The organism is Cupriavidus sp. 22TCCZM04-2 (genome assembly GCF_057798895.1).
In genome coordinates, this window is record NZ_JBYOJS010000001.1 from 129,558 (window position 1) to 152,555 (window position 22,998).

The 22,998-nt window shown below is 66.6% G+C and carries 22 protein-coding genes; 17 read left to right on the forward strand and 5 right to left on the reverse strand.

What is annotated here, in order from left to right:
- The first annotated feature begins 2 nt into the window (after positions 1-2).
- Positions 3-776: a slipin family protein gene (locus AC3FKG_RS00570; protein WP_483708814.1), complete on the forward strand. Its 774-nt coding sequence runs from the start codon at positions 3-5 to the stop codon at positions 774-776.
- 98 nt (positions 777-874) lie between these two features.
- Here AC3FKG_RS00570 and alaS read toward each other — a convergent pair whose 3' ends face one another.
- Positions 875-3,499, reverse strand: a complete 2,625-nt coding sequence (alaS, locus tag AC3FKG_RS00575) for an alanine--tRNA ligase (protein WP_483708815.1) — start codon at positions 3,497-3,499, stop codon at positions 875-877.
- Between the two features lie 291 nt (positions 3,500-3,790).
- Here alaS and AC3FKG_RS00580 point away from each other — a divergent pair, with 291 nt between their 5' ends.
- The 3 genes from AC3FKG_RS00580 to AC3FKG_RS00590 all read left to right on the forward strand — a co-directional run bounded on the left by AC3FKG_RS00580 (position 3,791) and on the right by AC3FKG_RS00590 (position 6,653).
- Positions 3,791-5,011 (forward strand): CaiB/BaiF CoA transferase family protein, encoded by a 1,221-nt coding sequence (locus AC3FKG_RS00580; RefSeq protein WP_483708817.1) that lies wholly within the window; start codon positions 3,791-3,793, stop codon positions 5,009-5,011.
- A gap of 146 nt (positions 5,012-5,157) precedes the next feature.
- Positions 5,158-5,613 carry a DUF2214 family protein gene (locus AC3FKG_RS00585; RefSeq protein WP_483708818.1) on the forward strand — a complete coding sequence of 152 codons (456 nt, stop codon included), beginning with the start codon at positions 5,158-5,160 and terminating at the stop codon, positions 5,611-5,613.
- A 38-nt stretch (positions 5,614-5,651) separates the two neighbouring features.
- Positions 5,652-6,653, forward strand: a complete 1,002-nt coding sequence (locus AC3FKG_RS00590; protein WP_483708819.1) for a tripartite tricarboxylate transporter substrate binding protein — start codon at positions 5,652-5,654, stop codon at positions 6,651-6,653.
- A 4-nt stretch (positions 6,654-6,657) separates the two neighbouring features.
- On the opposite strand, the gene AC3FKG_RS00595 is transcribed toward AC3FKG_RS00590, so the two are convergent.
- A complete protein-coding gene (locus AC3FKG_RS00595; RefSeq protein ID WP_488742155.1) occupies positions 6,658-8,409 on the reverse strand; it encodes a potassium/proton antiporter in 1,752 nt (583 codons plus the stop codon).
- Positions 8,410-8,756: 347 nt separating this feature from the next.
- Between AC3FKG_RS00595 and AC3FKG_RS00600 the strand changes: the two genes are divergently transcribed.
- Complete coding sequence (locus AC3FKG_RS00600; protein ID WP_483708821.1) at positions 8,757-9,218, forward strand: tripartite tricarboxylate transporter TctB family protein; 462 nt, start codon at positions 8,757-8,759, stop codon at positions 9,216-9,218.
- A gap of 13 nt (positions 9,219-9,231) precedes the next feature.
- Positions 9,232-10,734, forward strand: a complete 1,503-nt coding sequence (locus tag AC3FKG_RS00605; RefSeq protein WP_488742156.1) for a tripartite tricarboxylate transporter permease — start codon at positions 9,232-9,234, stop codon at positions 10,732-10,734.
- Positions 10,735-10,842: 108 nt separating this feature from the next.
- Here the strand turns inward: AC3FKG_RS00605 and AC3FKG_RS00610 are convergent, their stop codons facing one another.
- Positions 10,843-11,727 (reverse strand): LysR substrate-binding domain-containing protein, encoded by an 885-nt coding sequence (locus AC3FKG_RS00610; protein WP_488742157.1) that lies wholly within the window; start codon positions 11,725-11,727, stop codon positions 10,843-10,845.
- Between the two features lie 194 nt (positions 11,728-11,921).
- On the opposite strand from AC3FKG_RS00610, the gene AC3FKG_RS00615 reads away from it, so the two are divergent.
- From AC3FKG_RS00615 to AC3FKG_RS00630, 4 genes are all read left to right on the forward strand, one after another.
- Positions 11,922-12,899 (forward strand): Bug family tripartite tricarboxylate transporter substrate binding protein, encoded by a 978-nt coding sequence (locus AC3FKG_RS00615; RefSeq protein WP_483708824.1) that lies wholly within the window; start codon positions 11,922-11,924, stop codon positions 12,897-12,899.
- 56 nt (positions 12,900-12,955) lie between these two features.
- Positions 12,956-14,581, forward strand: a complete 1,626-nt coding sequence (ggt, locus tag AC3FKG_RS00620) for a gamma-glutamyltransferase (protein WP_483708826.1) — start codon at positions 12,956-12,958, stop codon at positions 14,579-14,581.
- A 168-nt stretch (positions 14,582-14,749) separates the two neighbouring features.
- Positions 14,750-15,610 carry a PhzF family phenazine biosynthesis protein gene (locus AC3FKG_RS00625; protein ID WP_488742158.1) on the forward strand — a complete coding sequence of 287 codons (861 nt, stop codon included), beginning with the start codon at positions 14,750-14,752 and terminating at the stop codon, positions 15,608-15,610.
- Between the two features lie 29 nt (positions 15,611-15,639).
- Positions 15,640-16,257, forward strand: a complete 618-nt coding sequence (locus tag AC3FKG_RS00630; protein ID WP_483711523.1) for a pyridoxamine 5'-phosphate oxidase family protein — start codon at positions 15,640-15,642, stop codon at positions 16,255-16,257.
- 25 nt (positions 16,258-16,282) lie between these two features.
- On the opposite strand, the gene AC3FKG_RS00635 is transcribed toward AC3FKG_RS00630, so the two are convergent.
- Positions 16,283-17,722 (reverse strand): CoA transferase, encoded by a 1,440-nt coding sequence (locus AC3FKG_RS00635; RefSeq protein WP_488742159.1) that lies wholly within the window; start codon positions 17,720-17,722, stop codon positions 16,283-16,285.
- Between the two features lie 257 nt (positions 17,723-17,979).
- Between AC3FKG_RS00635 and AC3FKG_RS00640 the strand changes: the two genes are divergently transcribed.
- From AC3FKG_RS00640 to AC3FKG_RS00670, 7 genes are all read left to right on the forward strand, one after another.
- Positions 17,980-19,740 (forward strand): glutamine--tRNA ligase/YqeY domain fusion protein, encoded by a 1,761-nt coding sequence (locus AC3FKG_RS00640; protein WP_488742160.1) that lies wholly within the window; start codon positions 17,980-17,982, stop codon positions 19,738-19,740.
- The gene (locus tag AC3FKG_RS00645; protein WP_483708830.1) at positions 19,740-19,982 is read left to right on the forward strand and encodes an RNA-binding S4 domain-containing protein; all 243 of its coding nucleotides are present in this window, start codon (positions 19,740-19,742) and stop codon (positions 19,980-19,982) included. Before AC3FKG_RS00640 ends, AC3FKG_RS00645 begins: the two co-directional genes overlap by 1 nt.
- Positions 19,983-20,043: 61 nt before the next feature.
- Complete coding sequence (locus AC3FKG_RS00650) at positions 20,044-20,430, forward strand: MAPEG family protein (RefSeq protein ID WP_483708832.1); 387 nt, start codon at positions 20,044-20,046, stop codon at positions 20,428-20,430.
- 13 nt (positions 20,431-20,443) lie between these two features.
- On the forward strand, positions 20,444-21,031 hold the full coding sequence (locus AC3FKG_RS00655; RefSeq protein ID WP_488742161.1) for a YceI family protein: 588 nt from the start codon (positions 20,444-20,446) through the stop codon (positions 21,029-21,031).
- Between the two features lie 110 nt (positions 21,032-21,141).
- Positions 21,142-21,450 carry a hypothetical protein gene (locus tag AC3FKG_RS00660; RefSeq protein ID WP_211948713.1) on the forward strand — a complete coding sequence of 103 codons (309 nt, stop codon included), beginning with the start codon at positions 21,142-21,144 and terminating at the stop codon, positions 21,448-21,450.
- Between the two features lie 126 nt (positions 21,451-21,576).
- Positions 21,577-22,125: a YaeQ family protein gene (locus tag AC3FKG_RS00665; RefSeq protein ID WP_483708835.1), complete on the forward strand. Its 549-nt coding sequence runs from the start codon at positions 21,577-21,579 to the stop codon at positions 22,123-22,125.
- An 85-nt stretch (positions 22,126-22,210) separates the two neighbouring features.
- On the forward strand, positions 22,211-22,558 hold the full coding sequence (locus AC3FKG_RS00670) for an FKBP-type peptidyl-prolyl cis-trans isomerase (protein WP_488742162.1): 348 nt from the start codon (positions 22,211-22,213) through the stop codon (positions 22,556-22,558).
- Positions 22,559-22,603: 45 nt separating this feature from the next.
- On the opposite strand, the gene AC3FKG_RS00675 is transcribed toward AC3FKG_RS00670, so the two are convergent.
- Entirely contained in the window at positions 22,604-22,924 is a 321-nt protein-coding gene (locus AC3FKG_RS00675; protein ID WP_483708836.1) for a hypothetical protein, read from the reverse strand.
- Between the last annotated feature and the right edge of the window lie 74 nt (positions 22,925-22,998).

Sequence of the window (22,998 nt, forward strand, 5' to 3'; positions counted from 1 at the left end):
CCATGGCCTACGGATTCAGCTTCGGCGGTGTGATCTTCCTGCTGGCATTGCTGGTGATCATGGCGTTCCGCGTGCTGCGCGAATATGAGCGCGGCGTGGTGTTCATGCTCGGGCGCTTCTGGCGGGTCAAGGGTCCGGGACTGGTACTGCTGATTCCGGCCGTGCAGCAGATGGTCAGGGTGGACCTGCGCACCGTGGTGATGGACGTGCCCCCGCAGGATGTGATTTCGCGCGACAACGTTTCAGTGAAGGTCAACGCGGTGGTCTACTTCCGCGTGGTGGATCCCGAGCGCGCCATCATCCAGGTGGCAAACTTCCTCGAGGCCACCAGCCAGCTTGCGCAGACCACGCTGCGCTCGGTGCTGGGCAAGCATGAGCTGGATGAAATGCTGGCCGAGCGAGAGAAGCTCAATCTCGACATCCAGCAGGCGCTGGATGCGCAGACGGACGGCTGGGGCATCAAGGTGTCCAACGTCGAGATCAAGCACGTCGACCTGAACGAAACCATGATCCGCGCGATTGCACGTCAGGCCGAGGCCGAGCGCGAGCGGCGCGCCAAGGTGATCCATGCGGAAGGCGAGCTGCAGGCTTCGGAGAAATTGCTGGAGGCTGCCCGGATGCTGTCACGCCAGCCTCAGGCCATGCAGTTGCGGTATCTGCAGACGCTGACGCAGATTGCGGGGGACAAGAGTTCGACCATTGTGTTTCCGCTGCCGATGGATTTGTTGTCGGCGTTGATGGGCAAGACGGCGGCGGATTCCGAGGGGCGGGGCTAGCTCAAACCCGGGCTCGTGGTGCGGGAGGCGTGCCGCAGGCCAGTTCCAAAAGCGACAAAAAGGCGCCGAAGCGCCCTTTTGTCAAAGTCGGGAAACCCTCAAACCTTCGCCGACACCCACTCCGCCACGCCGGACAGCGCCTGCGGCAGATTGGCCGGATCGGTACCACCAGCCTGCGCCATATCAGGACGACCACCGCCCTTGCCGCCGACCTGCTGCGCGACAAAGTTGACCAGCTCGCCCGCCTTCACCTTGCCCGTGGCATCGGCCGTGACACCAGCGATCAGGCTGACCTTGCCATCGGCCACCGCCGCCAGCACAATGGCCGCGCTCTGCAGCTTGTCCTTGAGCTTGTCCATGGTCTCGCGCAACGTCTTCACGTCAGCGCCGTCGAGCTGGGCGGCCAGCACCTTGAGGCCCTTCACGTCGACCGCCTGCGCGGCCAGCTCATCGCCCTGCGAGGAAGCCAGCTTGCTCTTCAGGCGCTCCAGCTCCTTCTCCAGCGCGCGGACCTGTTCCTGCACCTGGCCGATGCGCGGCACCAGTTCCGAAGGCTGGGCCTTCAGCGCGGCGGCGGCTTCGTTCAGCTTGGCGTCGAGCTTCTGCAGGTAATGCAGCGCGTTGTCGCCGGTGATCGCTTCCACGCGGCGGATGCCGGCGGCCACACCCCCTTCCACCACGATCTTGAACAGGCCGATGTCGCCGGTACGGTGCACGTGGGTGCCGCCGCACAGTTCCTTTGAAGTACCGATCGACAGCACGCGCACGTCATCGGCGTACTTCTCGCCGAACAACGCCATGGCGCCACTCTTGACCGCGTCATCGAACGGCATGACTTCGGCATGCGTGTCCTGGTTGCTAAGGATCTCGGCGTTGACGATCTCTTCGACGCGGCGGATCTGCTCGTCCGTCATCGGCGCGTTGTGCGAAAAGTCGAAGCGGGTCTTGTCGGCATCGACCAGCGAGCCCTTCTGCTGCACGTGGCTGCCCAGCACTTCGCGCAGCGCCTTGTGCATCAGGTGCGTGGCCGAGTGGTTGCGCACGGTGCGCGCGCGGCGCAGTGCATCCACCTGCGGCTGCACGGCGTCGCCCACCTTCAGCGCGCCGCCTTCCAGCGTGCCCTGATGGCCGAACACTTCAGCCTGGATCTTGGTCGTGTCAGCGACGGCGAACACGGCATTGCCGGCCTTCAGCACGCCTTGGTCGCCCGCCTGACCGCCGGATTCCGCGTAGAACGGCGTGTTGTCGAGCACCACCACGCCGGTCTGGCCCGGTTGCATGGCGTCGACCGCGGCGCCGTCCACATACAGCGCGATGACCTTGGCCTGCGGCAGTTCCAGCGTCTCGTAGCCGTGGAACACGGTCTTGTCGCCCGAGTACTCCAGGCCTGCCGCCATTTTGAACTTGCCGGCGGCGCGGGCCTGCTCGCGCTGGCGATTCATGGCGGCGTCGAACGCGGCCTCGTCCACGGCGATTTCCTGCTCGCGGCAGACGTCCTGCGTCAGGTCCAGCGGGAAGCCGAAGGTGTCGTGCAGCTTGAATGCCAGTTCGCCGTCGAGCGTCTTGCCGCCCTTGAGCTTCAGCTCGGCCAGCGCGGCATCGAGGATCGACATGCCGTTCTCGATGGTCTCGAAGAAGCGCTCTTCCTCGGCCTTCAGCACTTCGGTCACGCGGCCCTGGGCTTCCGCCAGTTCCGGATAGGCCTGGCCCATCTGCGCGACCAGGTCGGCCACCAGCTTGTGGAAGAACGGGGTCTTCTGGCCCAGCTTGTAGCCGTGGCGGATGGCGCGGCGCACGATACGGCGCAGCACGTAGCCGCGGCCTTCGTTGCCGGGAATCACGCCGTCGACGATCAGGAACGAGCACGCGCGGATATGGTCGGCGATGACCTTCAGCGAGTTCTGGTTCAGGTTGTCGCAATGCGTTTCACGACCGGCGGCCTTGATGAGCGCCTGGAACAGGTCGATCTCGTAGTTGCTGTGCACATGCTGCAGCACCGCGGCAATGCGCTCCAGGCCCATGCCGGTGTCCACACACGGCTTGGGCAGCGGCGTCATGGTGCCCTGCTCGTCGCGGTTGAACTGCATGAACACCAGGTTCCACACCTCGATGTAGCGGTCGCCGTCTTCCTCGGGCGATCCCGGCGGGCCGCCCCACACGTCCGGGCCGTGGTCGAAGAAGATTTCCGAGCATGGGCCGCACGGGCCGGTGTCGGCCATCTGCCAGAAGTTGTCCGAGGCGTAGCGCGCGCCCTTGTTGTCACCGATGCGCACGATGCGCTCGGCCGGCACGCCGACTTCCTTGGCCCAGATGTCGTAGGCCTCGTCATCCTCGGCGTAGACCGTCACCCACAGCTTTTCCGCCGGCAGCTGGTAGACCTTGGTCAGCAGTTCCCACGCGTACTGGATGGCTTCGCGCTTGAAGTAGTCGCCGAACGAGAAGTTGCCCAGCATCTCGAAGAACGTATGGTGGCGGGCGGTGTAGCCCACGTTCTCGAGGTCATTGTGCTTGCCGCCGGCACGCACCGAACGCTGCGCCGAGGTGGCGCGGCTGTACGGGCGCTTGTCGGTGCCGAGGAACACGTCCTTGAACTGCACCATGCCGGAATTGGTGAACAGCAGCGTCGGGTCGTTCGCCGGCACCAGGCTGGACGAGCGGACCACGGTATGGCCCTTCGATTCGAAGTACTGCAGGAACTTGCTGCGAATGTCGGAGACTTTCATGGGATGGCGGACGCTGCCCGCGGCGTGCAGGGCGCGACGAATCAGTGTTGGATTTGCAAACCGTTGATTATACGGGCAAGCCAGCTGCAAAAGGACATGGCAGCCGAGCAGGACAGAGCGACCCCGAGCCGGCCGGCTATCGCCCATTTCCGGTGGAGTTAAGCGTCGCATAAGGCACCCTAGAACGCGCCCGCGCGGACCCCGGTGGTACATTGCAGGCTGCCTGCGCCGGCCATGCCGCCGGTCCGGCAATCCCCCTTTACACCCTGCATCCGGAGCGCCCTCACTGCCATGGGAGCCTTAAGCCATCTTCGCGTTCTCGACCTGACCCGTGTCCTTGCGGGGCCGTGGTGCGCCCAGAACCTTGCCGATTTCGGCGCTGACGTCATCAAGATCGAGCGGCCCGGCGCCGGCGACGACACCCGCACCTGGGGACCGCCGTGGCTCAAGGCCGAGGACGGCAGCGACACCGCGGAAGCCGCCTACTACCTGGCCGCCAACCGCAACAAGCGCTCCGTGACGTGCGACATCTCGTCGCCCGAAGGCCAGAAGCTGGTGCGCGAACTGGCCGCCCAGAGCGATGTGGTGCTCGAGAACTACAAGGTCGGACAGCTGAAGAAATACGGCCTGGACTACGAATCGCTGAAGGCGGTCAAGCCGGACATCATCTACTGCTCGGTAACCGGCTTTGGCCAGAGCGGCCCGTATGCGGCCCGGCCCGGCTACGACTTCATCATCCAGGGCATGGGCGGTTTCATGAGCCTGACCGGCGAGCGCGACGACCTGCCGGGCGGCGGTCCGCAGAAGGCCGGCGTGGCCATTTCCGACCTGATGACCGGCCAGTACGCCACCATCGCCGTGCTGGCCGCGCTGGCGCACCGCGAGCGCACGGGCGAAGGCCAGTACATCGACATGGCCCTGCTCGACGTGCAGGTGGCGATGCTCGCCAACATGAACACCAACTACCTGGCCAGCGGCCAGGCGCCGCGCCGCTGGGGCAATGCGCACCCGAACATCGTGCCCTACCAGACTTTCCAGGCGGCCGACGGCTGGCTGATCGTCGCGGTCGGCAACGACGGGCAGTTCCGCAAGTTCGTCAACGACGGCGGCCAGCCGGAACTGGCAGACGATCCGCGCTTTGCCACCAACCCGCAGCGCGTGGCCAACCGTGACGTGCTGGTGCCGATCCTGGCCGAGATGGTCCGCACGCGCACCCGCGCGCAGTGGATCAGCGACCTGGAAGCGGCCGGCGTGCCATGCGGGCCGATCAACTCGCTCGACGAAGTGTTCGAGGACGAGCAGGTCAAGGCACGCGGCCTGCGCGTGGACCTGCCCCACCCGAGCGCCGGCGAGGTCAAGCTGGTGGGCAGCCCGATCAAGATGAGCGTCACGCCGCCCGAGGCGCTGCGCCATCCACCGCTGCTCGGCGAGCACACCGACACGGTGCTGACCGAGTCGCTCGGCTATAGCGCCGAACAGATCGCGGTCCTGCGCGCCAAGGGCGTGGTATAAGAGCCACTTGCGCCGGAACCGGCGCAAGCAGTTGTTGATCAGTCGTCCCCCGAAGCTGTTCCGCGCGGCCGGCACTGCCTGCGCCCGATGCCCCAGCGGGTCTGGGGCCCCGACTGTTCACGTCGGTGGACCCACCCGGAGACTCCATGCTGACCGATGCCCTGCTGGCCTTCTTCCACTTCCTGGCCATCTTCCTGCTGATCACGCTGATGGCCGCCGAGGCCGTGGTGCTGCGCCCCGATATCACGCCAGCCACGGTGCGCCGGCTGTCGATCTACGATGGCGTGTATTTCGCGTCCGCGCTTGCGGTGCTGGCGACCGGCCTGTTGCGCCTGTTCTACGGCGCCAAGGGCGCCGACTTTTACCTGCACAACCCGTGGTTCCACGCCAAGGTGACGGTGTTCGTCATCATCGCGCTGTGCTCGCTGCCGCCGACGTTCGCGATCGCTCGCTGGCGCAAGCAGAGCCGCAAGCTGCCCGATTTCGTTCCATCGCCATCCGAGATCAAGAAGGCCCGCCGCTGGGTCATGATCGAAGCCCACCTGGTGATCCTGCTGCCCCTGTGCGCCGTGATGATGGCGCGCGGCATCGGGGCCAGGTAAGGCGCTGCAAACCTGTTTTCGTGTCCCCTGAAATCGTCATGCTGAAGAAACTGCTCGCCGCCACTGTCGTCGCGGCCATGCTGCCGGCCGCAGCCGCCATCGCAGCCACCCCGGCCGCCTATCCGACCAAGCCGGTCAAGTTCGTGGTGCCCTACCCGGCCGGCGGCCCGCTCGACACGGTGGCGCGCGCCATCGGCGAGAAGCTGCGCGACAGCCTCGGGCAGCCGGTCGTGGTCGAGAACAAGCCGGGCGCCGGCGGCAATCTTGGCGCGGACTACGTCGCCAAGCAGCCGGCCGACGGCTACACCATCGTGATGGGCGCGGTGGCCACGCACGCCATCAACCCGACGCTGTTCAGCAAGATGCCCTATGACCCGGTGAAGGATTTCGCGCCGGTCACGCTGGTGGCGGACGTGCCCAATGTGCTGGTGATGCATCCGGGCAAGGCCGCGGAGCTGCATATCAACAATGTGCGCGAGCTGGTCGAGTACGCGCGCAAGCACCCCGGCAAGCTGGACTACGCGTCCGGCGGCAACGGCAGCGCCGGCCACCTTTCGGGCGAGTTGTTCAAGAGCATGGCGAAGGTCAGCATGGTCCATATCCCGTACAACGGCGCATCGCCCGCGCAGCTGTCGGTGCTGTCGGGGCAGACCGACCTGATCTTCGACAACCTGGCCTCGGCCTCGGCCAATATCAAGGCCGGCAAGCTCAGGGCGTTCGCGGTGACCACCGCCAGCCGCGCGGCGGCGTTCCCGGAACTGCCGACCATCGCGGAAGCCGGGAAGGGCCTGGGGCTCGAAGGTTTTGATATCTCCACGTGGTTCGGCGTGTTCGCGCCGGCCAACACCCCGCGCGAGATTGTCGACCGCCTCAACCACGACATCGTCGCCATCCTGAAGACCGACGATATGAAGGCGCGCCTGGCCCGGATCGGCGCGCAGCCTGCGCCCACCACGCCGGAACAGTTCGGCGCGCTGGTGCAGCGCGAGCTGAAGAAGTACGCGCAGATCGTGCGCGTGTCGGGCGCGAAGGTCGATTGAGCAGTTAAGCCTGGCGCTTGCGGCGGATGCCCGTCGCGCCTTCGGTGCGGGGCAGCAGCAGGCCGACCTGGATGATGCGCGGCCCTTCCATGCGCGCCGCTGTCAGGTGCAGGCCGGCGATCACGACGCTGTCGCCCTCGACGGGAGGCGAGTCGAAGCTGGCCTGCATGGCATCGCCGAGCGTCAGCGGCGACTCGGCGGCCGTCAGCTCCCGTTCGCCGTAAAGCCGCACCACATCGCGCAGGAACGCGTCGCCGGAGAGCAGGAAATCGTGCGTCACCTGCTCCCACGCCGGCGCCGGGCCAGGCGCCTGGAACAGCGCCGCAAGCCGCGGCAGCACCGTGGCGGGCGCCATCACCGCCACCGTGTCGCCGGCGCGCAGCACGGTCTGGTCGAGCGGCGCGAGCGCGTCGTCGCGGGCGACCGTCAACAGCCGGCACCTGGGCGGCAACTCCAGCTGGTCGGCCCGGACGTTCTCGACCGGCGCGTTGATGCTGACGCGGAACTGCATGACCTCCAGTGTCGGCCCATGGACCCCACGCAGGCGCGAGCGCGCCAGCGGCTCCGGAAACCCCGGACGCAGCACCCGGGCCAGGCGTGCGGCCGGCTTCACGGTCGTGCCTTGCAGCAGCAGGCTGGCCAGCACCACAGCAAACGCCACGCGGAAGATCAGGCCGGACTCCGGCAAGCCGCGCAGCAAGGGAAACAGCGACAGCACGATGGGCACCGCGCCGCGCAGGCCCATCCAGGCGATAAAGCCCTTCTCGCCCACGTTCAGCCGGAACGGCAGCAAGGCCAGGAACACGGACGCCGGCCGGGCCACCAGCATCAGGAAGGCCGCCACAGCTATCGCGGGCAGCGCGATCTCCCAGATCCGGTGCGGCGCCACCAGCAAGCCGAGCAGCAGGAACATGGCCGACTGGGCCAGCCAGGCCATACCGTCCATCGCGCGCATGGTGTCGGACGTCACGGCGCGTTCGCGGTTGCCGACCAGCATGCCGGCCAGGTACACCGCCAGGAAGCCACTGCCGCTCAAGGTCTGCGTGATGGCAAAGATCATCGCGCCGCCGGAGCAGATCAGAATGGCGTGCAGGCCTTCCGCGACCTCGATGCGCTCAAGCACATGGGCGAGGCAGTAGCCAAGTCCGAGCCCCAACACGGCGCCAACGCCAAACTGCACGCCCAGCCGCATCGCCAGCGCCACCGGCGTCAGTCCGTTGGGCGCCGCAATCCACTCCATCAGCGTCAGCGTCAGGAAGATCGCCATCGGGTCGTTAATGCCCGATTCGATCTCCAGCACGCTCGCGACGCGGTCCTTCAGGCGGATGCCGCTGCTGTGCAGCGTCGAAAACACGGCGGCGGCGTCGGTGGAGCCGACGATGGCGCCCAGCAGCAGGCCGAGCTTCCAGTCGATTTCCAGGATCCACGCCGCGAACAGGCCGACCAGCCCGGCCGTCATCAGCACGCCCACGGTAGCCAGCGCCAGCGAGGGCCGCAGGGCTACGCGGAAGGTCGCGTAGCCGGTACGCAGCCCGCCGTCGAGCAGGATCACGGCCAGCGCGAGGTTGCCGACCAGGAAGCTGAGCCAGGTATTGGAGAAGCGGATTCCGCCAGGGCCGTCGACCCCGGCCAGCATGCCCACCGCCAGGAACACGAGCAGGAACGGCACGCCGGCGCGTGCGGAGAAGGCACCCACCACGATGCCCAGCGACATCACGACGGCGCCAATCAGGATGACGTGGTCAACACTTTCCAAGCGGTGCCTTTCTACCTTTCGGTACCTTACAGCGAGTGTCGTTACAGCCACCCGACCGAGCCGGGCGGAGCCTGTCTGATGATAGCGCAGCACCTCGCAAGCCTGCGCGCGGACTCTTGTCCGATCACCCGCCAGACCGCCTCCAGTCTCGCTTTGCCGCTTTTAAGCGCGATCTCATTAGGAGATACCCTCAGCATGACCAATATTGCAGACATCTGAAAGGTAGCTGAAAGGTCGCACCCTTACCTTGCACCCTGCCCGAGAGAAGGGCCGGCAGGCGCCAGCTGTATTGCACCGCACCACCGGCTCCCGGCAGATTTCAAGCAGTCTTATCGAGGAGAATCATTTTGCGCATACGTAGCCAAAAGGACTTTGCCTCCGGCCTGATGTTCATCCTGGTCGGATTCGGCTTTTCCTGGGTCGCACGCGGCTATTCCATGGGAACCGCCGCCAAGATGGGCCCGGGATATTTCCCATTCTGGCTCGGCGTCGTGCTCGCCCTGCTGGGCGCGCTGGTGCTGTGGGGGTCGTTGTCCGCCAAGGCGGAAGAGGACCACCTGGCCCGCTGGGATATCAAGTCGCTGTTGTGGATCCTGGGTGCTGTCGTGCTGTTCGGCCTGATGCTCAAGCCGCTGGGCATGGTGCTGTCGGTGCTGGCGCTGGTGCTGGTGTCGTCGATGGCCAGCCATGAATTCAGCTGGAAGGGCGCCGTGCTCAACTCGATCATCCTGGTGGTGATCAGCCTGGGCGCGTTCGTGTACGGCATCAACCTGCAGATGCCGGTGTGGCCGGCCTTCCTGGCTAGCTAAGGAGACCGCCAACATGGAACTGCTCTCTAACCTGGGACTGGGCTTTGCTACCGCCCTCTCCTTCCAGAACCTGGCCTACGCCTTCCTGGGCTGCGTGCTGGGTACGCTGATCGGCGTGCTGCCGGGCCTGGGGCCGCTGGCCACCATCGCCATGCTGCTGCCGGTGACCTACACCCTGCCGCCGGTGGCCGCGCTGATCATGCTGGCCGGTATTTACTACGGCGCCCAGTACGGCGGTTCGACCACCGCCATCCTGGTGAACCTGCCCGGTGAATCGTCGTCGGTGGTAACCACCATCGACGGCTACCAGATGGCCAGACGAGGGCGAGCGGGGGTCGCGCTGGCCACAGCGGGCCTGGGCTCGTTCTTCGCCGGCTGCGTGGCCACGCTGATCCTGGCCGCGTTTGCCGCGCCGCTGTCGGAACTGGCGTTCAAGTTCGGCCCCGCCGAGTACTTCTCGCTGATGGTGCTGGGCCTGATCGGCGCCGTGGTGCTGGCTTCGGGTTCGCTGGTCAAGGCGATCTCGATGATCGTGCTGGGCCTGCTGCTGGGCCTGGTTGGCACCGACGTGAACTCGGGCGCCGCGCGCTTCTCGTTCGACGTGCCGGAACTGACCGACGGCCTCAACTTCGTGTCGGTGGCCATGGGCGTGTTCGGCTTCGCGGAAATCATCGCGAACCTGGAGCAGAAGGAAAACCGCGAAACCTTCACGGACCACATCACCAACCTGTTCCCGAACAAGGACGATTTCAAGCGCATGATCCCGGCCGTGCTGCGCGGCACGATGCTAGGCTCGGCGCTGGGCATCCTGCCGGGCGGCGGCGCGGCGCTGGCTTCGTTCGCGGCGTACTCGCTGGAGAAGAAGACCTCGAAGTACTCGCACGAGTTCGGCAAGGGCGCGATCGAAGGCGTGGCAGGTCCGGAATCGGCCAACAACGCCGCGGCACAAACCTCGTTCATTCCGCTGCTGACGCTGGGCATTCCGCCCAATGCCGTGATGGCGCTGATGGTCGGTGCGATGACCATCCACAACATCCAGCCCGGCCCGCAGGTCATGACCAGCAACCCGGCGCTGTTCTGGGGCCTGATCGCCTCGATGTGGATCGGCAACTTCATGCTGATCGTGCTGAACCTGCCGCTGATCGGTATCTGGGTGAAGCTGCTGAAGGTGCCCTACCGCTACCTGTACCCGGCCATTCTGGTGTTCTGCTGCATCGGCGTGTACTCGGTCCAGAACACCACCTTCGACGTGTTCCAGACCGCGGCCTTCGGCGTGATCGGCTACCTGTTCATCAAGCTCAAGTGCGAACCGGCGCCGCTGCTGCTGGGCTTCGTGCTGGGGCCGATGATGGAAGAGAACTTCCGCCGCTCGCTGCTGCTGTCGCGTGGTGACTTCAGCGTGTTCGTGACCCGTCCGCTGTCGATGGGCCTGCTGATCGCCGCCGCGGTGCTGGTGCTGATCGTGGCCTCGCCGTCGATCAAGGCCAAGCGCGAGGAAGCGTTCCAGGAAGAATAGAAAGCAAGACCGCCAGCCATTGGCCGGCAATGCAGTGCAATGCCAGGGGCGTCGCGAGACGCCCCTTTTTTCATTGAGCGTCGACGTCCGTCGCCACCGCTTTGCCGCTCAGCCGCCAAATAACTCGGAGCAGGCCGTCCTGACCGCGCTGGTCACATGGCCCCGGCCATGATCACGCCGCTCCAGCATGCCGATGGTCCGCATGACGGGCTCGTCATTGACCAGCAGCGGCAAGATCCGCAGCGCAGCATCATCGCGCCAGCGTGCGCGCTGCAGCAGCGGCACCACGGTCACGCCCACCTCTTGCCTCACGAGTTCGACGAGTGCCTCGATCGAATTCAGTTCGAGGAATTCGTTGACCCGCAGGTGTCCGCGCCGCAGCGCGCGATCGACCAGCATGCCGGTGCGCTGGCTGCGGTCGAAACGCAGGTAGGGATTGGCCGCCAGCGCTTCGCGCACGTCCTCCCCGGCACTGCCCTGTGCTGCAACGGCAACCAGCGGTTCATCGTAGAGCGGCGTCCAGCGCAGCGTGCCGGGTATCCGCGCGGCGCCTTCGACCAGGATGGCGGCATCGAGCTCGCCCGACTCGACCATCGCCGCGAGCTCGATGGACTTGGCCCCGACCAGCCTGACTTCCAGCGCCGGATAGGCCCGCTTCATGCGCGCCACGACATGCGACAGGCCACCCATCACCGACACCACCGCCCCCACCGCCACCGCGCCGGCCATGGCCTCTGGCTGGGTCTGCGGCAGGCGCATCTCGTCATACAGGGCGAGCAGGTGCCGCGCGCGCGGCAACAGCTCGCGTCCGTCGGCATTGAGGACGGCGACGCGACCGCTGCGGTCGAACAGCTCGCGGCGCAGCTCGGTTTCCAGCGATCTCATCTGCAGGCTTACAGCGGCCTGCGTGAGCGCGACATGGCCGGCGGCGGCGGCGAAGGAACCATGTTCGGCCACGGCAACAAAGGTACGCAGGAATCGGATCGTGCTCATCGGGAAACCGGCAAAGCGCCATTGGACAGGCGCGAATCACAAGGGAAACTTGTGTCAAGGAAAAGAAATATTAGCTTTCTTTGTGATATCGGGCGCGGAATAATAATGCGCAGGCAACCTGATGCTGCGCGCATCCGGTCTGCCGGCCCTGACGTTGTTCCGCCGACCTGATTCGCCCGATTCCGGAGAACCGAATGAAATCCTGGCTGCGCCTGCTCGGCTTCTGCCTTGCCTCTGGCCTCTGCCTGGCCGCCACGCCGGCCCTGGCCGACAACTACCCCAGCAAGCCGATCCGCCTGATCGTGCCGTTCCCGGCCAGCGGCGCCACCGACCTGCTCGCGCGCGCGATCGCGCAAAAGGTTGGTGCCAACATCGGCCAGCAGATCGTGGTGGACAACCGGCCCGGCGCGGGCGGTGCCATCGGCTCGGACATGGCGGCGAAGGCGTCCCCTGACGGCTACACGCTGCTGATCGCCACGACCAGCACGCATTCGATCGGCCCGTACATCAACACCCACCTGCCCTACAACACCGAATCTGACTTCACGCCGGTCGGCCAGGTCGCGATTGCCACCAATGTGCTGGTGGTGCCCAACAGCTTGCCTGTGAAGAACGTGCGCGAGCTGATCGACTACGCAAAGAAGCACCCGGGCGAACTGAACTACGCGTCCAGCGGCAACGGCACCGTCGTGCACCTGACCGCCGAGGCGTTCAAGGCCCAGGCCGGCGTCTTCATCACCCACATCCCCTACCGTGGCACGGCGCTGGCTGTACCGGACCTGATCTCGGGCAAGGTGCAGGTGCTGTTTGACAGCATCGTGTCCGGCCTGCCCCACGTGAAGGACGGCAAGCTGAAGGCGCTGGCCGTGACCAGCCTGAAGCGTTCGCCGCTGGCACCGGAGATCCCGACGGCCAGCGAATCGGGCCTGCCCGGCTTTGAATCCGATACCTGGTTCGGCATCTACGGCCCCAAGGGCATGCCGGCCGACATGGTCAACCGGCTCAATGCCGAATTCAACAAGGCCATCCAGTCGCAGGACGTGAAGGACCGCCTGGCCAAGCTCGGCGCCGAGCCCGTCGGCGGCACGCCGGCGCAGTTCGCGGCGATGGTGAAGAAGGACAGCGCCCGCTGGGGCAAGCTCATCAAGGATCGCAAGATCACGGCAGAATGACGTGATGCCGCGGCCGGCCCCGCCTGGCCGGCGGCCACGAGACAACGGACAAGACCATGCAGAACTTCAACTGGACCAACCCCTACCCCTCCGTGCGCATTCCGCTGTTCGCGCGCAACGTCGTGTCGACTTCGCATCCGCTCGCTGCGCAGGCGGGCCTGCGCATGCTGCTCAAGGGCGGTAATGCCGTGGATGCGGCCATCGCCGCCGCGGCGGCGATCACCATCGTCGAGCCCGTGTCCTGCGGCCTGGGCAGCGATGCCTTCGCCATTCTGTGGGACGGCAAGGAACTGCACGGCCTGAACTCGTCCGGCGTCGCGCCGGCCGCTTGGAACCCAGAGTATTTCAAGAGCAAGTACGGCACCGATGCCAACGGACTGGCGAACCGCCCGATCCGCGGGTGGGACTCGGTCACGGTTCCCGGCGTGGTCGCGGGCTGGGCCGCGTTGCACGAGCGCTTCGGCAAGCTGCCGTTCGCCGACCTGATGGAACCTGCCATCGAGATCGCTGAACGTGGCTACGCGATGCCGCCCGTGGTGGCGCACAAATGGGCCGCCGCGGTGCCGGAACTCAAGGACCAGCCGGGCTTTGCCGAGACCTTCATGCCCAACGGCCGCGCGCCGCAGGTCGGTGAGAAGTTCACCATGAAGGCCGCCGCCGAGACGCTGCGCAAGATCGGCGAGACGCGTGGCCGCTCGTACTACGAAGGCGAGATCGCCGAAAAGATCGCCGCCTTCAGCAAGCAGTGCGGCGGCGCGATGACGCTGGACGACCTGCGCAATTACCGGCCCGACTGGGTCAAGCCGATCAGCAAGTCCTATCGCGGCTACGAGTTGCACGAGATCCCGCCGAACGGCCAGGGCATCGCGGCGCTGATCGCGCTGGGCATCCTCGACCAGTTCGACCTGAGCGCCCTGCCGGTGGATTCGGTCGATTCGCAGCACCTGCAGATCGAAGCGATGAAGCTGGCGTTCGCCGACCTCTACCGCTACGTGGCCGACCCGCGCAGCATGGAGGTCACGCCCGAGCAGATGCTCGATGACGCCTACCTGAAGTCGCGCGCGAAGCTGATCGACATGCAGCGCGCCACGCACTTCGATTTCGGCATGCCCAAGGTTGGCGGCACCATCTACCTGACCGCGGCCGACGAGAACGGCATGATGATCTCTTTCATCCAGTCGAACTACATGGGCTTCGGCTCGGGCGTGGTGGTGCCGGGCACCGGCATCAGCCTGCAGAACCGTGGCGTGGGCTTCTCGATGGATCCGAAGTCCGCCAACGTGGTCGCGGGCGGCAAGCGGCCGTTCCACACCATCATCCCGGCATTCCTGACTCGCGACGGCCAGCCGGTGATGAGCTTCGGCGTGATGGGCGGCGACATGCAGCCGCAAGGCCACCTGCAGACGGTGGTCCGCATGCTCGACTACAAGCAGCAGCCGCAAGCGGCCTGCTGCGCGCCGCGCTGGAAGGTCAACCGCGACTTCACGCTGGACGTGGAAAGCACCATGGACCCGGCCACCGTCGAAGGCCTGAAGGCACGCGGCCACCAGCTCAAGTCGGTGGACGATCCGTACATGGACTTTGGCTCGGGCCAGTTCATCTGGCGCCTGTCGGAAGACGCCGAGCATGGCTATGTCGCCGCCAGCGACAGCCGGCGCGATGGACAGGCCGTCGGCTACTGACCGCCGTCCCCCGCCACAGCACGAAGGGCGCTTCCGGATACGGGCAGCGCCCTTTTTGTTGGACGCGTTTCGCATATGCGAACTGGCCCGCCGGCCGGCAGCGCAACTGTCCATGGCACCACGATATCGGGCGGCTACACTGTGGTGCACTTCCCTGCCGAGACCATCATGACGACTTACGCGTTTCGCCTGCTCAACGTCTTCGCCGAATCCACGTTCGGCGGCAACCCGCTATGCGTCTTCGAGGATGCCCGCGGCATGGACGACGCCACCATGCAGGCGCTGGCGCTGCAGTTCAACCTGTCGGAAACCACCTTCATCCTGCCTTCGGAACAGGCGCATGCGCAGGTGCGGATCTTCACGCCCGGCTATGAAATGCGCTTTGCGGGGCATCCGACGCTCGGCACCGCGCATGTCGTGCGCGACCTGGTCGCCAGCGGCGACCGGCTGACGCTCGAGTTCAAGGCTGGCGTCGTGCCCGTCGAGGCCAGCGGCGATGTCTGGACTTTCACGGCCCCGCACGTCGGAGCGCCCAGGACCGCCGCCGTGGACCTCACCGATGCGGAAATGGCGGCACTGCTGGGACTGGAAGCGCGCGACCTGCTGACCGCGCCGATGTGGGTCGATACCGGTGCGGACCAGTTGCTGGTTGCGGTCCGCAGCACGGATGCAGTGCAGCGGGCGCGGCCGGACACCGCGCGGCTGGAGCAATGGCCGCAAAGCAGCCTGGGCCGCAAGACCGCCTATGTGTTCGCCTTTGATCCGACCCGACCGGGCCGCGTGCTCGCGCGGTATTTCTTCAGCAAGCAAGGTGGCGGGGTGGCGGAAGATCCGGGTACCGGTTCCGCATGCGCCAATCTTGGCGGCTGGCTGCTGGCCAATGCGCACGTGCTGCCGGCCGAGTACGAAATTGATCAGGGCGCCGCTGTCGACCGCCCCTGTACGCTGCGACTGGCCGTTACCGCCGCGGGCGCAATCCGTGTCGGCGGCCGCGTGATCGAAATCGGCCGCGGCACCGTCACGCTGTAACGCGAGCCTGCTCTCTCATGATCGCCCCCATGGATCCGCACACCATCGCCACGCTCGCCGAACTCGAAGCGCTGTATGCGCAGCCAGCTGCGCCATCGCTTGCCAAGGAAGTCGATTACCTGCATCCGTATTACCGCGCCTTTGTCGAAGCAGCGCCGCTGTGCCTGCTTTCGACGGTCGGCAAGGACGCCGCCGAGTGCTCGCCGCGCGGCGACACGCCCGGCTTCGTGCAGGTGCTGGACGAACGCACGCTGCTGATGCCCGACCGGCGCGGCAACAACCGCATCGACAGCCTGCGCAATATCGTCGCCGACCCGCGCGTGGGATTGCTGTTCGTGATCCCGGGCATCGACGAGACCCTGCGTGTCAACGGGACGGCGCGGATATCGGTCGATCCGGACCTGCTTGCCAGGTGCGCGGTCGATGGCAAGCCTCCCGTCTCGGTACTGGTCATCCACGTGCAGGCCGTGTTCTTCCAGTGCGCCCGCGCGCTGCTGCGTTCGAAGGTGTGGGACGCCGGTTCCCGGCGTGCGCGCAGCACGCTGCCCAGCAATGGCGAAATTCTGGCCGCGCTGAGCCGCAACGCGATCGACGGGAAAGCCTATGACCGCGAACTGCCCGAGCGGCTGCGCACTACGCTTTACTAGGAACAGACCGGCGCCTGATGCAGCGTCAGGCGCGCGGCAGCCACTCGGCCACGTGGGTGCCGAGCGGCTCCGATGGCAGGGTCCAACGGGCTGGCGTCTCGGACAACTGCGCTGCGTGGCGCACCACGGTCAGCATGCCAAAGCCTGATGGCAGAACTTCCAGCAGATCGGCCACATCATCGATTTTCTGCTCCGGTGCCTGCAGCCCTGCCGGCACACGGCCAAGGCTGCGTAACCACTGCCCGACCTGCGCCAGCGAAACCCGAACGTGCCAGCTGCCGCCTTCCGTGGCGCGGCGGTGCAGCGCCGCCATGGCGCCGAACGCCAGCAGGTAGCCGGCTGCGTGGTCCAGCACCTGGGCCGGCAGCGGGTGTGGCGCATCCTCCCCGGCAGCCTGCGCTTCGGCATGGTTGAAGCCTGTGGCCGTCTGCACCAGCGAATCGAATCCCCGCTTGCCCGACCACGGGCCGACATGGCCATAGGCACTCAGCGACGCATAGACCAGGCCAGGCCGCGCGCGAACCGCGGCCTCAGGGCCTACACCGAGGTCGGCGAGCCCGCCGGGCCGGTATCCCTGGATCATGACGTCGGCGCCGTGCAGCAGCTTGTGCAGCGTGCGCTTGTCGTCGGGATCGCGCAGGTCGAGCTCGCAGTTGCGCTTGCCGCGGCCGGTATCGATGACCAGCGGCGCAATCGACGGCAGGTGTGCCGCCGTGACCAGCAGCACGTCGGCGCCATGTGCCGCCAGCGTGCGTCCGGCTACCGGACCCGCGATGATCCGCGTGAAATCCAGGACCCGGACTCCGGAAAGCGGCCGCCCTTCGGCCGCCGGCGGCGCGGGCAGCGATTGCGGCGGCGCTTCGCCGATCCGCTCCAGCGTGACCGGTGGCAGCCCGCGCAACGCCTCGGCCTGGGGGTGCCGGTCCCACTCATCGAAGCTGCGCATGGCGGCGACCACGAGGCCGGCATCGGAGGCCGTGGCTTCGAATGCCTCGGCTTCCCACTTGCCCAGCGCCGCCTGCACGGCGGCCTTGTCATGGGCGCAGCCGAGCAGGCGCAGCACGCCGTCGCGGTGGTGCGGGAAATTGGTATGCAGGCGGACCCAGCGGCCATCGCCGCAGCGGTAGACGCCGGCGATCTTGTCCCACAATTCGGGCGCCGCGCCGCCGTCGACGCGCAAGTAGCGCTCGCTGCGGAACTCTGTGATGGCGTGGCGCATGTCCACGGCCACCTGCTGCCAGCGTCCGGTGCGCTGCTGCCATAGCGCCGCGGCGGCCAGTGCCGAAGCTGCCAGGCTGGCCTGCGCCGCCGTGCCGACGGCAAAGCTGGACGGGAGCACCGGATCGACACCCGTCAGGGCAAGATGGCCCAGCGCGTCGGCGGGCAGGCCGGCGTCTTGCCACAAGCCGGCGACGACGTTGGCGGGCGCGGCGGGAACGGAAGCGGTATCGAGACTGGCAGTCATGGCGACAAACCCCGGAAAGATGGCGGCTGGCGCGAGGGCAGCCGGCCGGTGAACGTCCGGCCTACATGCTACCCCCGGACGTCACTTTCGGCTGCCCTGGCGGAACTGCCCGGGGCAGCGTCGTACACAAAAAGCGAGCACAATTCCGCCATGCTCGCGCCGGGTGGCGCCGCTGGCACGGTAAAATCACGAAATTGGCAATCCGCCACGCAACACTGAAGACCGAGCGGTCCATCCAGCCGCCACACGGCGCCACCATGAGCCACGACAACAAGCCTACCGACAGCACGCCCGCCTCGCCCGCAGCTTCCAACTTCCTGCGGAGCATCATCGACCACGACCTCGCCGCCGGCACCTATGCCGGCCGCCAGGACAGCCAGGGCGAGCCGCTGCCGACCGTCATCACCCGCTTCCCGCCGGAGCCGAACGGCTACCTGCATATCGGCCACGCCAAGAGCATCTGCCTGAACTTCGGCCTGGCGCGCGACTACGGCGGCCGCTGCCACCTACGCTTCGATGACACCAACCCGGTCAAGGAAGACACCGAATACGTCGACTCGATCATCGACGCGGTGCACTGGCTGGGCTTCTCCTGGGACAACAGGACCCCGGGCGGCCAGCCGCACCTGCACTACGCAAGCGACTACTTCGACCAGCTCTACACGTTCGCCGAGAAGCTGATCGAGCGCGGCGCGGCCTACATCGACAGCCAGAGCGCCGAGCAGATTGCCGCCAACCGCGGCAACTTCTCCGAACTGGGCAAGCCTTCGCCGTTCCGCGACCGCAGCGTCGAGGAAAACCTGCAGCTGTTCCGCGACATGCGCGACGGCAAGTACAAGGACGGCGAGCATGTGCTGCGCGCGAAGATCGACATGAGCGCGCCCAACATCGTCATGCGTGATCCGGTGCTGTACCGCATCCGCCATGCGCACCACCACCGTACCGGCGACAAGTGGTGCATCTATCCGATGTACGACTTCACGCACTGCATTTCCGATGCGCTCGAGAACATCTCGCATTCGCTGTGCACGCTCGAGTTCGAGAACAACCGCCCGCTGTACGACTGGGTACTGGAACACCTGCGCGATTGCGGCGTGTTCAGCGATCCGCTGCCGCACCAGTATGAGTTCGCGCGCCTGAACCTCACCTACGCCATCACCAGCAAGCGCAAGCTCAAGCAGCTCGTGGACGAGCAGCGCGTGGAGGGCTGGGACGATCCGCGCATGCCGACCATCGTCGGCATCCGCCGCCGCGGCTATACGCCGGAGTCGATCCAGCTGTTCTGCGACCGCGTCGGCGTGGCCAAGGCCGATAGCTGGATTGACATGAGCACGCTCGAGGGCTCGGTGCGCGACGACCTGGACGGACGCGCCGCGCGCGGCGTGGCCGTGCTCGACCCGCTCAAGCTGATCCTGGACAACTACCCCGATGGCCAGACCGAGGAATGCTCGGCGCCCGTGCATCCGAAGAAGCCGGAGCTGGGCAAGCGCGTGTTCCCGATCTCGCGCGAGCTGTGGATCGAGCGCGAGGACTTCAACGAGACCCCGCCGAAGGGCTATTTCCGCCTGTTCCCGGGCAACAAGGTGCGCCTGAAGTACGGCTACGTGATCGAGTGCACCAGCGTGGACAAGGACGCCGACGGCAACGTCGTGGCGGTGCATGCCAATTACCTGCCCGACACCAAGAGCGGCACGCCGGGCGCGGACAGCGTCAAGGTCAAGGGCGTGATCCACTGGGTCAGCGCCGCAGCGGCCTATGAATGCGAAGTGCGCCTGTACGACCGCCTGTTCAACGACCCGAACCCGGATGCCGGCGGCAAGAACTTCCTGGAAGCGCTGAACCCGGACTCGAAGCAGGTCATCACCGCCTACCTCGAGCCGAGCCTGCGCGACGCCGCGCCGGAAGACCGCTTCCAGTTCGAGCGCCACGGCTACTTCGTCGCCGACCGCGTCGATTCGCAGCCGGGCAAGCCGGTCTTCAACCGCATCGTCGGGCTGAAGGACAGCTGGGGCAAGTGATGGCAAAGGCAGGCAAATCCCAGGTGCAGGTCATCACGTTCCCGCTCGATCGCGAGTTCATTGCGCTCAACGACCTGCTCAAGCTGGCGGGTGTGTGCGACAGCGGCGGCGCCGGCAAGGCGCTGGTCGCCGCCGGTGAAGTGTCGGTGGACGGGGAGCCCGAATCGCGCAAGACTGCGAAGATTCGCGCCGGCCAGGTCGTCAGCCTGCCCGGTATCGACATCCGGGTGGTCGCGGCCTGACGGCTGGGTCGGCAGCGGCGCCGCCGCTGCCAGGAATGCAGCTTCACGGAAGGACGGAACCATGCCGATCGCATTCTGGTGTGTCCTCGTGGCGGGCATTTTGCCTGTCGTGACGGTGGCTGTTGCCAAGGCCGGCGGCAAGGCCTTTGACAACCACGACCCGCGCGGCTGGCTGGAGCGCCAGAGCGGCCGCGCGCGCCGCGCCGACCTGGCGCACCGCAACCATTTCGAAGCGTTCCCCTTCTTTGCCGCGGCAGTGCTGGTAGCCACCCATCTGCAGGCGCCCCAGGCTCGCATCGACGAACTGGCGATGGTCTTCATCGTTGCGCGCGTGCTGTACACCGTGTGCTACCTGACCGATCGCGCCACGCTGCGCACGCTGTGCTGGACCATCGGCTTCCTGTCGGTGGTCGGCATCTTCCTGTTGCCCGTCTTCGTGCATAACTAAGGAACGCCCCGCCATGCGCACGCGTTGCCTTGCGTGGCTGTTGGCCGCCCTGAGCGGGGCGACTGTCGCTGCCCCGGTCGCCTACACCGTCGACCCGACGCATACGAGCGTCTACTTCGCCGCCAGCCACTTCGACCGCACCACGGTGCGCGGGCGGTTCGGCAAGATCGACGGGCGGATCGTCTATGACCCCGCCACGGGCGCCGGGGGCATCGACTTCACCGTGGAAACGGCTTCGGTCGACAGCGGCAACCGCAGCCTCGACGGCGTGCTTCGTTCGCCACAGTTCCTGGATGCCGCCAATTCCCCGGTGGCGCGGCTGCGGGCCGACCGCTTCGTCGTCGAGAATGGCAAGCTTGTGGCAGTCGAAGGCGAACTCAACCTGCTCGGCACGACGCGGCCGCTCAGGCTGGAGGTCGATCGCTTCAGCTGCGGCGAAATCTCGCTGTTCGGCATCCGCCGCAAGGTTTGCGGCGGCGACTTCCACGCCACCGTGGTGCGCAGCACCTTCGGCATGACGCGCTTCCTGCCGGAAGTGGGCGATAACGTAAGCCTGCAGATCTCCGTCGAGGCGTCGCCCGCGGATTCGGCTGCGCCGTGACGGCATCCGATCACCTTTACGCCGGGATTTTTTTGTAGAATCGGCAGTTGGCTTCCCTACAATTGCCTGCCGCGCGTCGCATCCTGCGTGCCGGCGACGCGAGACAGACAATGATCGATATCCACTCGGGCGACATCGTGGCCGCCGCGCTGGCGGCGTCCGGCGCCTGCCTGCTGTGCGCCATCCCCCTCGAATTCCTGCGGCGCTTCCCGCTCTGGGCAGTGCGCACCTACGGCCGCGGCGCGCTGCTGCTGCCGTTCCTGGCCATGACGGTCGGAACCTGGCTGTTCCGCCTCACGCTGGCCGGCCAGCTCGACAGCCCTGCCGGGAACGCCATGGTGGTCGCGGCGGCCTTCCTGACCACGGTGCTGATGTCGGCGCTGCTGCGCTTCTACCTCAGCGACTACCGCAAACGCTGACACCCGCCGGGTGGCCAGGCGCCAGCCCGCCTGCGCCGGAGTCGGGCCCGGACATATGGCCGACCGCCCGATTCACGTATGATGCGGCCTTTCGCGTCGCACGACGCGTGCCGTATCCCTTTCTCCATGGCGCTCAAATCCACCATTTTCAAAGCCGAACTGTCGGTGTCCGACATGGACCGGCCGTACTACGGCAGCCATACGCTGACCATCGCCCAGCACCCGTCCGAAAACGACGCGCGCATGATGGTGCGCCTGCTGGCCTTTGCCTGCGAAGCGAGCGAGACCCTCGCCTTCACGCGCGGCCTGGACGAACCCGACGAACCCGACCTGTGGGACCGCAAGCTGACCGGCGAGATCGAGCACTGGGTGGAGCTCGGCCAGCCCGACGAATCGCGCCTGAAGCGCGCGGCGGCCCGCTCTGACCGCGTCACGGTCTATGCCTACAACGGCGCCAGCGCGCGCGAGTGGTGGAAGGGCATGGCCGGCAAGGCGGGCAAGCTGCGCAATGTGACGATCTACAATGTGCCGACTGACGCGGTCGACGCGCTGGCCGCGCTGGCCCAACGTGCCATGCGCCTGTCCGTGACGATCCAGGACGGCGAAATCTGGGTCAGCGACGATGACCGCAATGTGCAACTGACGCTGGACGTGCTGCAGCGCGCCGCAAGCTGAGCAGGCCCGGGACGCACAGCGCACCGGCCTGCCCGCTCCCCCGCTCCAACCGCATTTTTTTGCACCAACCGCAAGGAATCACACCATGCAAACCACCCCGTCTGGCCTGCAGTACGAAGACACCGCCCTCGGCTCCGGCGCCGAAGCCGTTGCCGGCAAGCACGTGACCGTGCACTACACCGGCTGGCTGTACGAAAACGGCCAGGCCGGCCGCAAGTTCGATTCGAGCAAGGACCGCAACGATCCGTTCGTGTTCCCGCTGGGCGCCGGCCATGTCATCCGCGGCTGGGATGAAGGCGTGCAGGGCATGAAGGTTGGCGGCGTGCGCCGCCTGGTGATCCCGGCCGACCTTGGCTATGGCGCGCGCGGCGCCGGCGGCGTGATTCCGCCCAACGCCACGCTGCTGTTCGAAGTGGAACTGCTGGGCGTCTGACACCGGCCGCGAAGCGGGCGCTGCCCGCTTCGCTTGTGAATGGCCTCAGAAACCGATGGCGGCATTGCCGACATCGACCCGGACCTTGTCGCGGTCCAGCAGGCGCGCCGCGTGGCGGGCATAGTCCTGCGCCCACGCGGTATCGCCGGCAAAGCGCGATTCCCCTGAAAACTTGGCCACGTTCAGGATCTTGTCGATCACGAGCACCTTGCCGACCGGGCTCGACGCCTGGCAGTCCAGCTCGGTGTACTCCTTGTCGAACCAGCGCCACGCCGCCTCTTCCCCGACGGCCGCCAGCTCCGCCTGGCTGATCGAGAATTCGAACTCCTTGCCGTTGCCGAACACCACCGTAAGCGTACGCGCCATTGCCGGTTCTCCAAGGTCGGGATGATGCCGCCATTGTAGAGACTAGGCGGCAGGCTAAGCCAGTCCGAACCGGC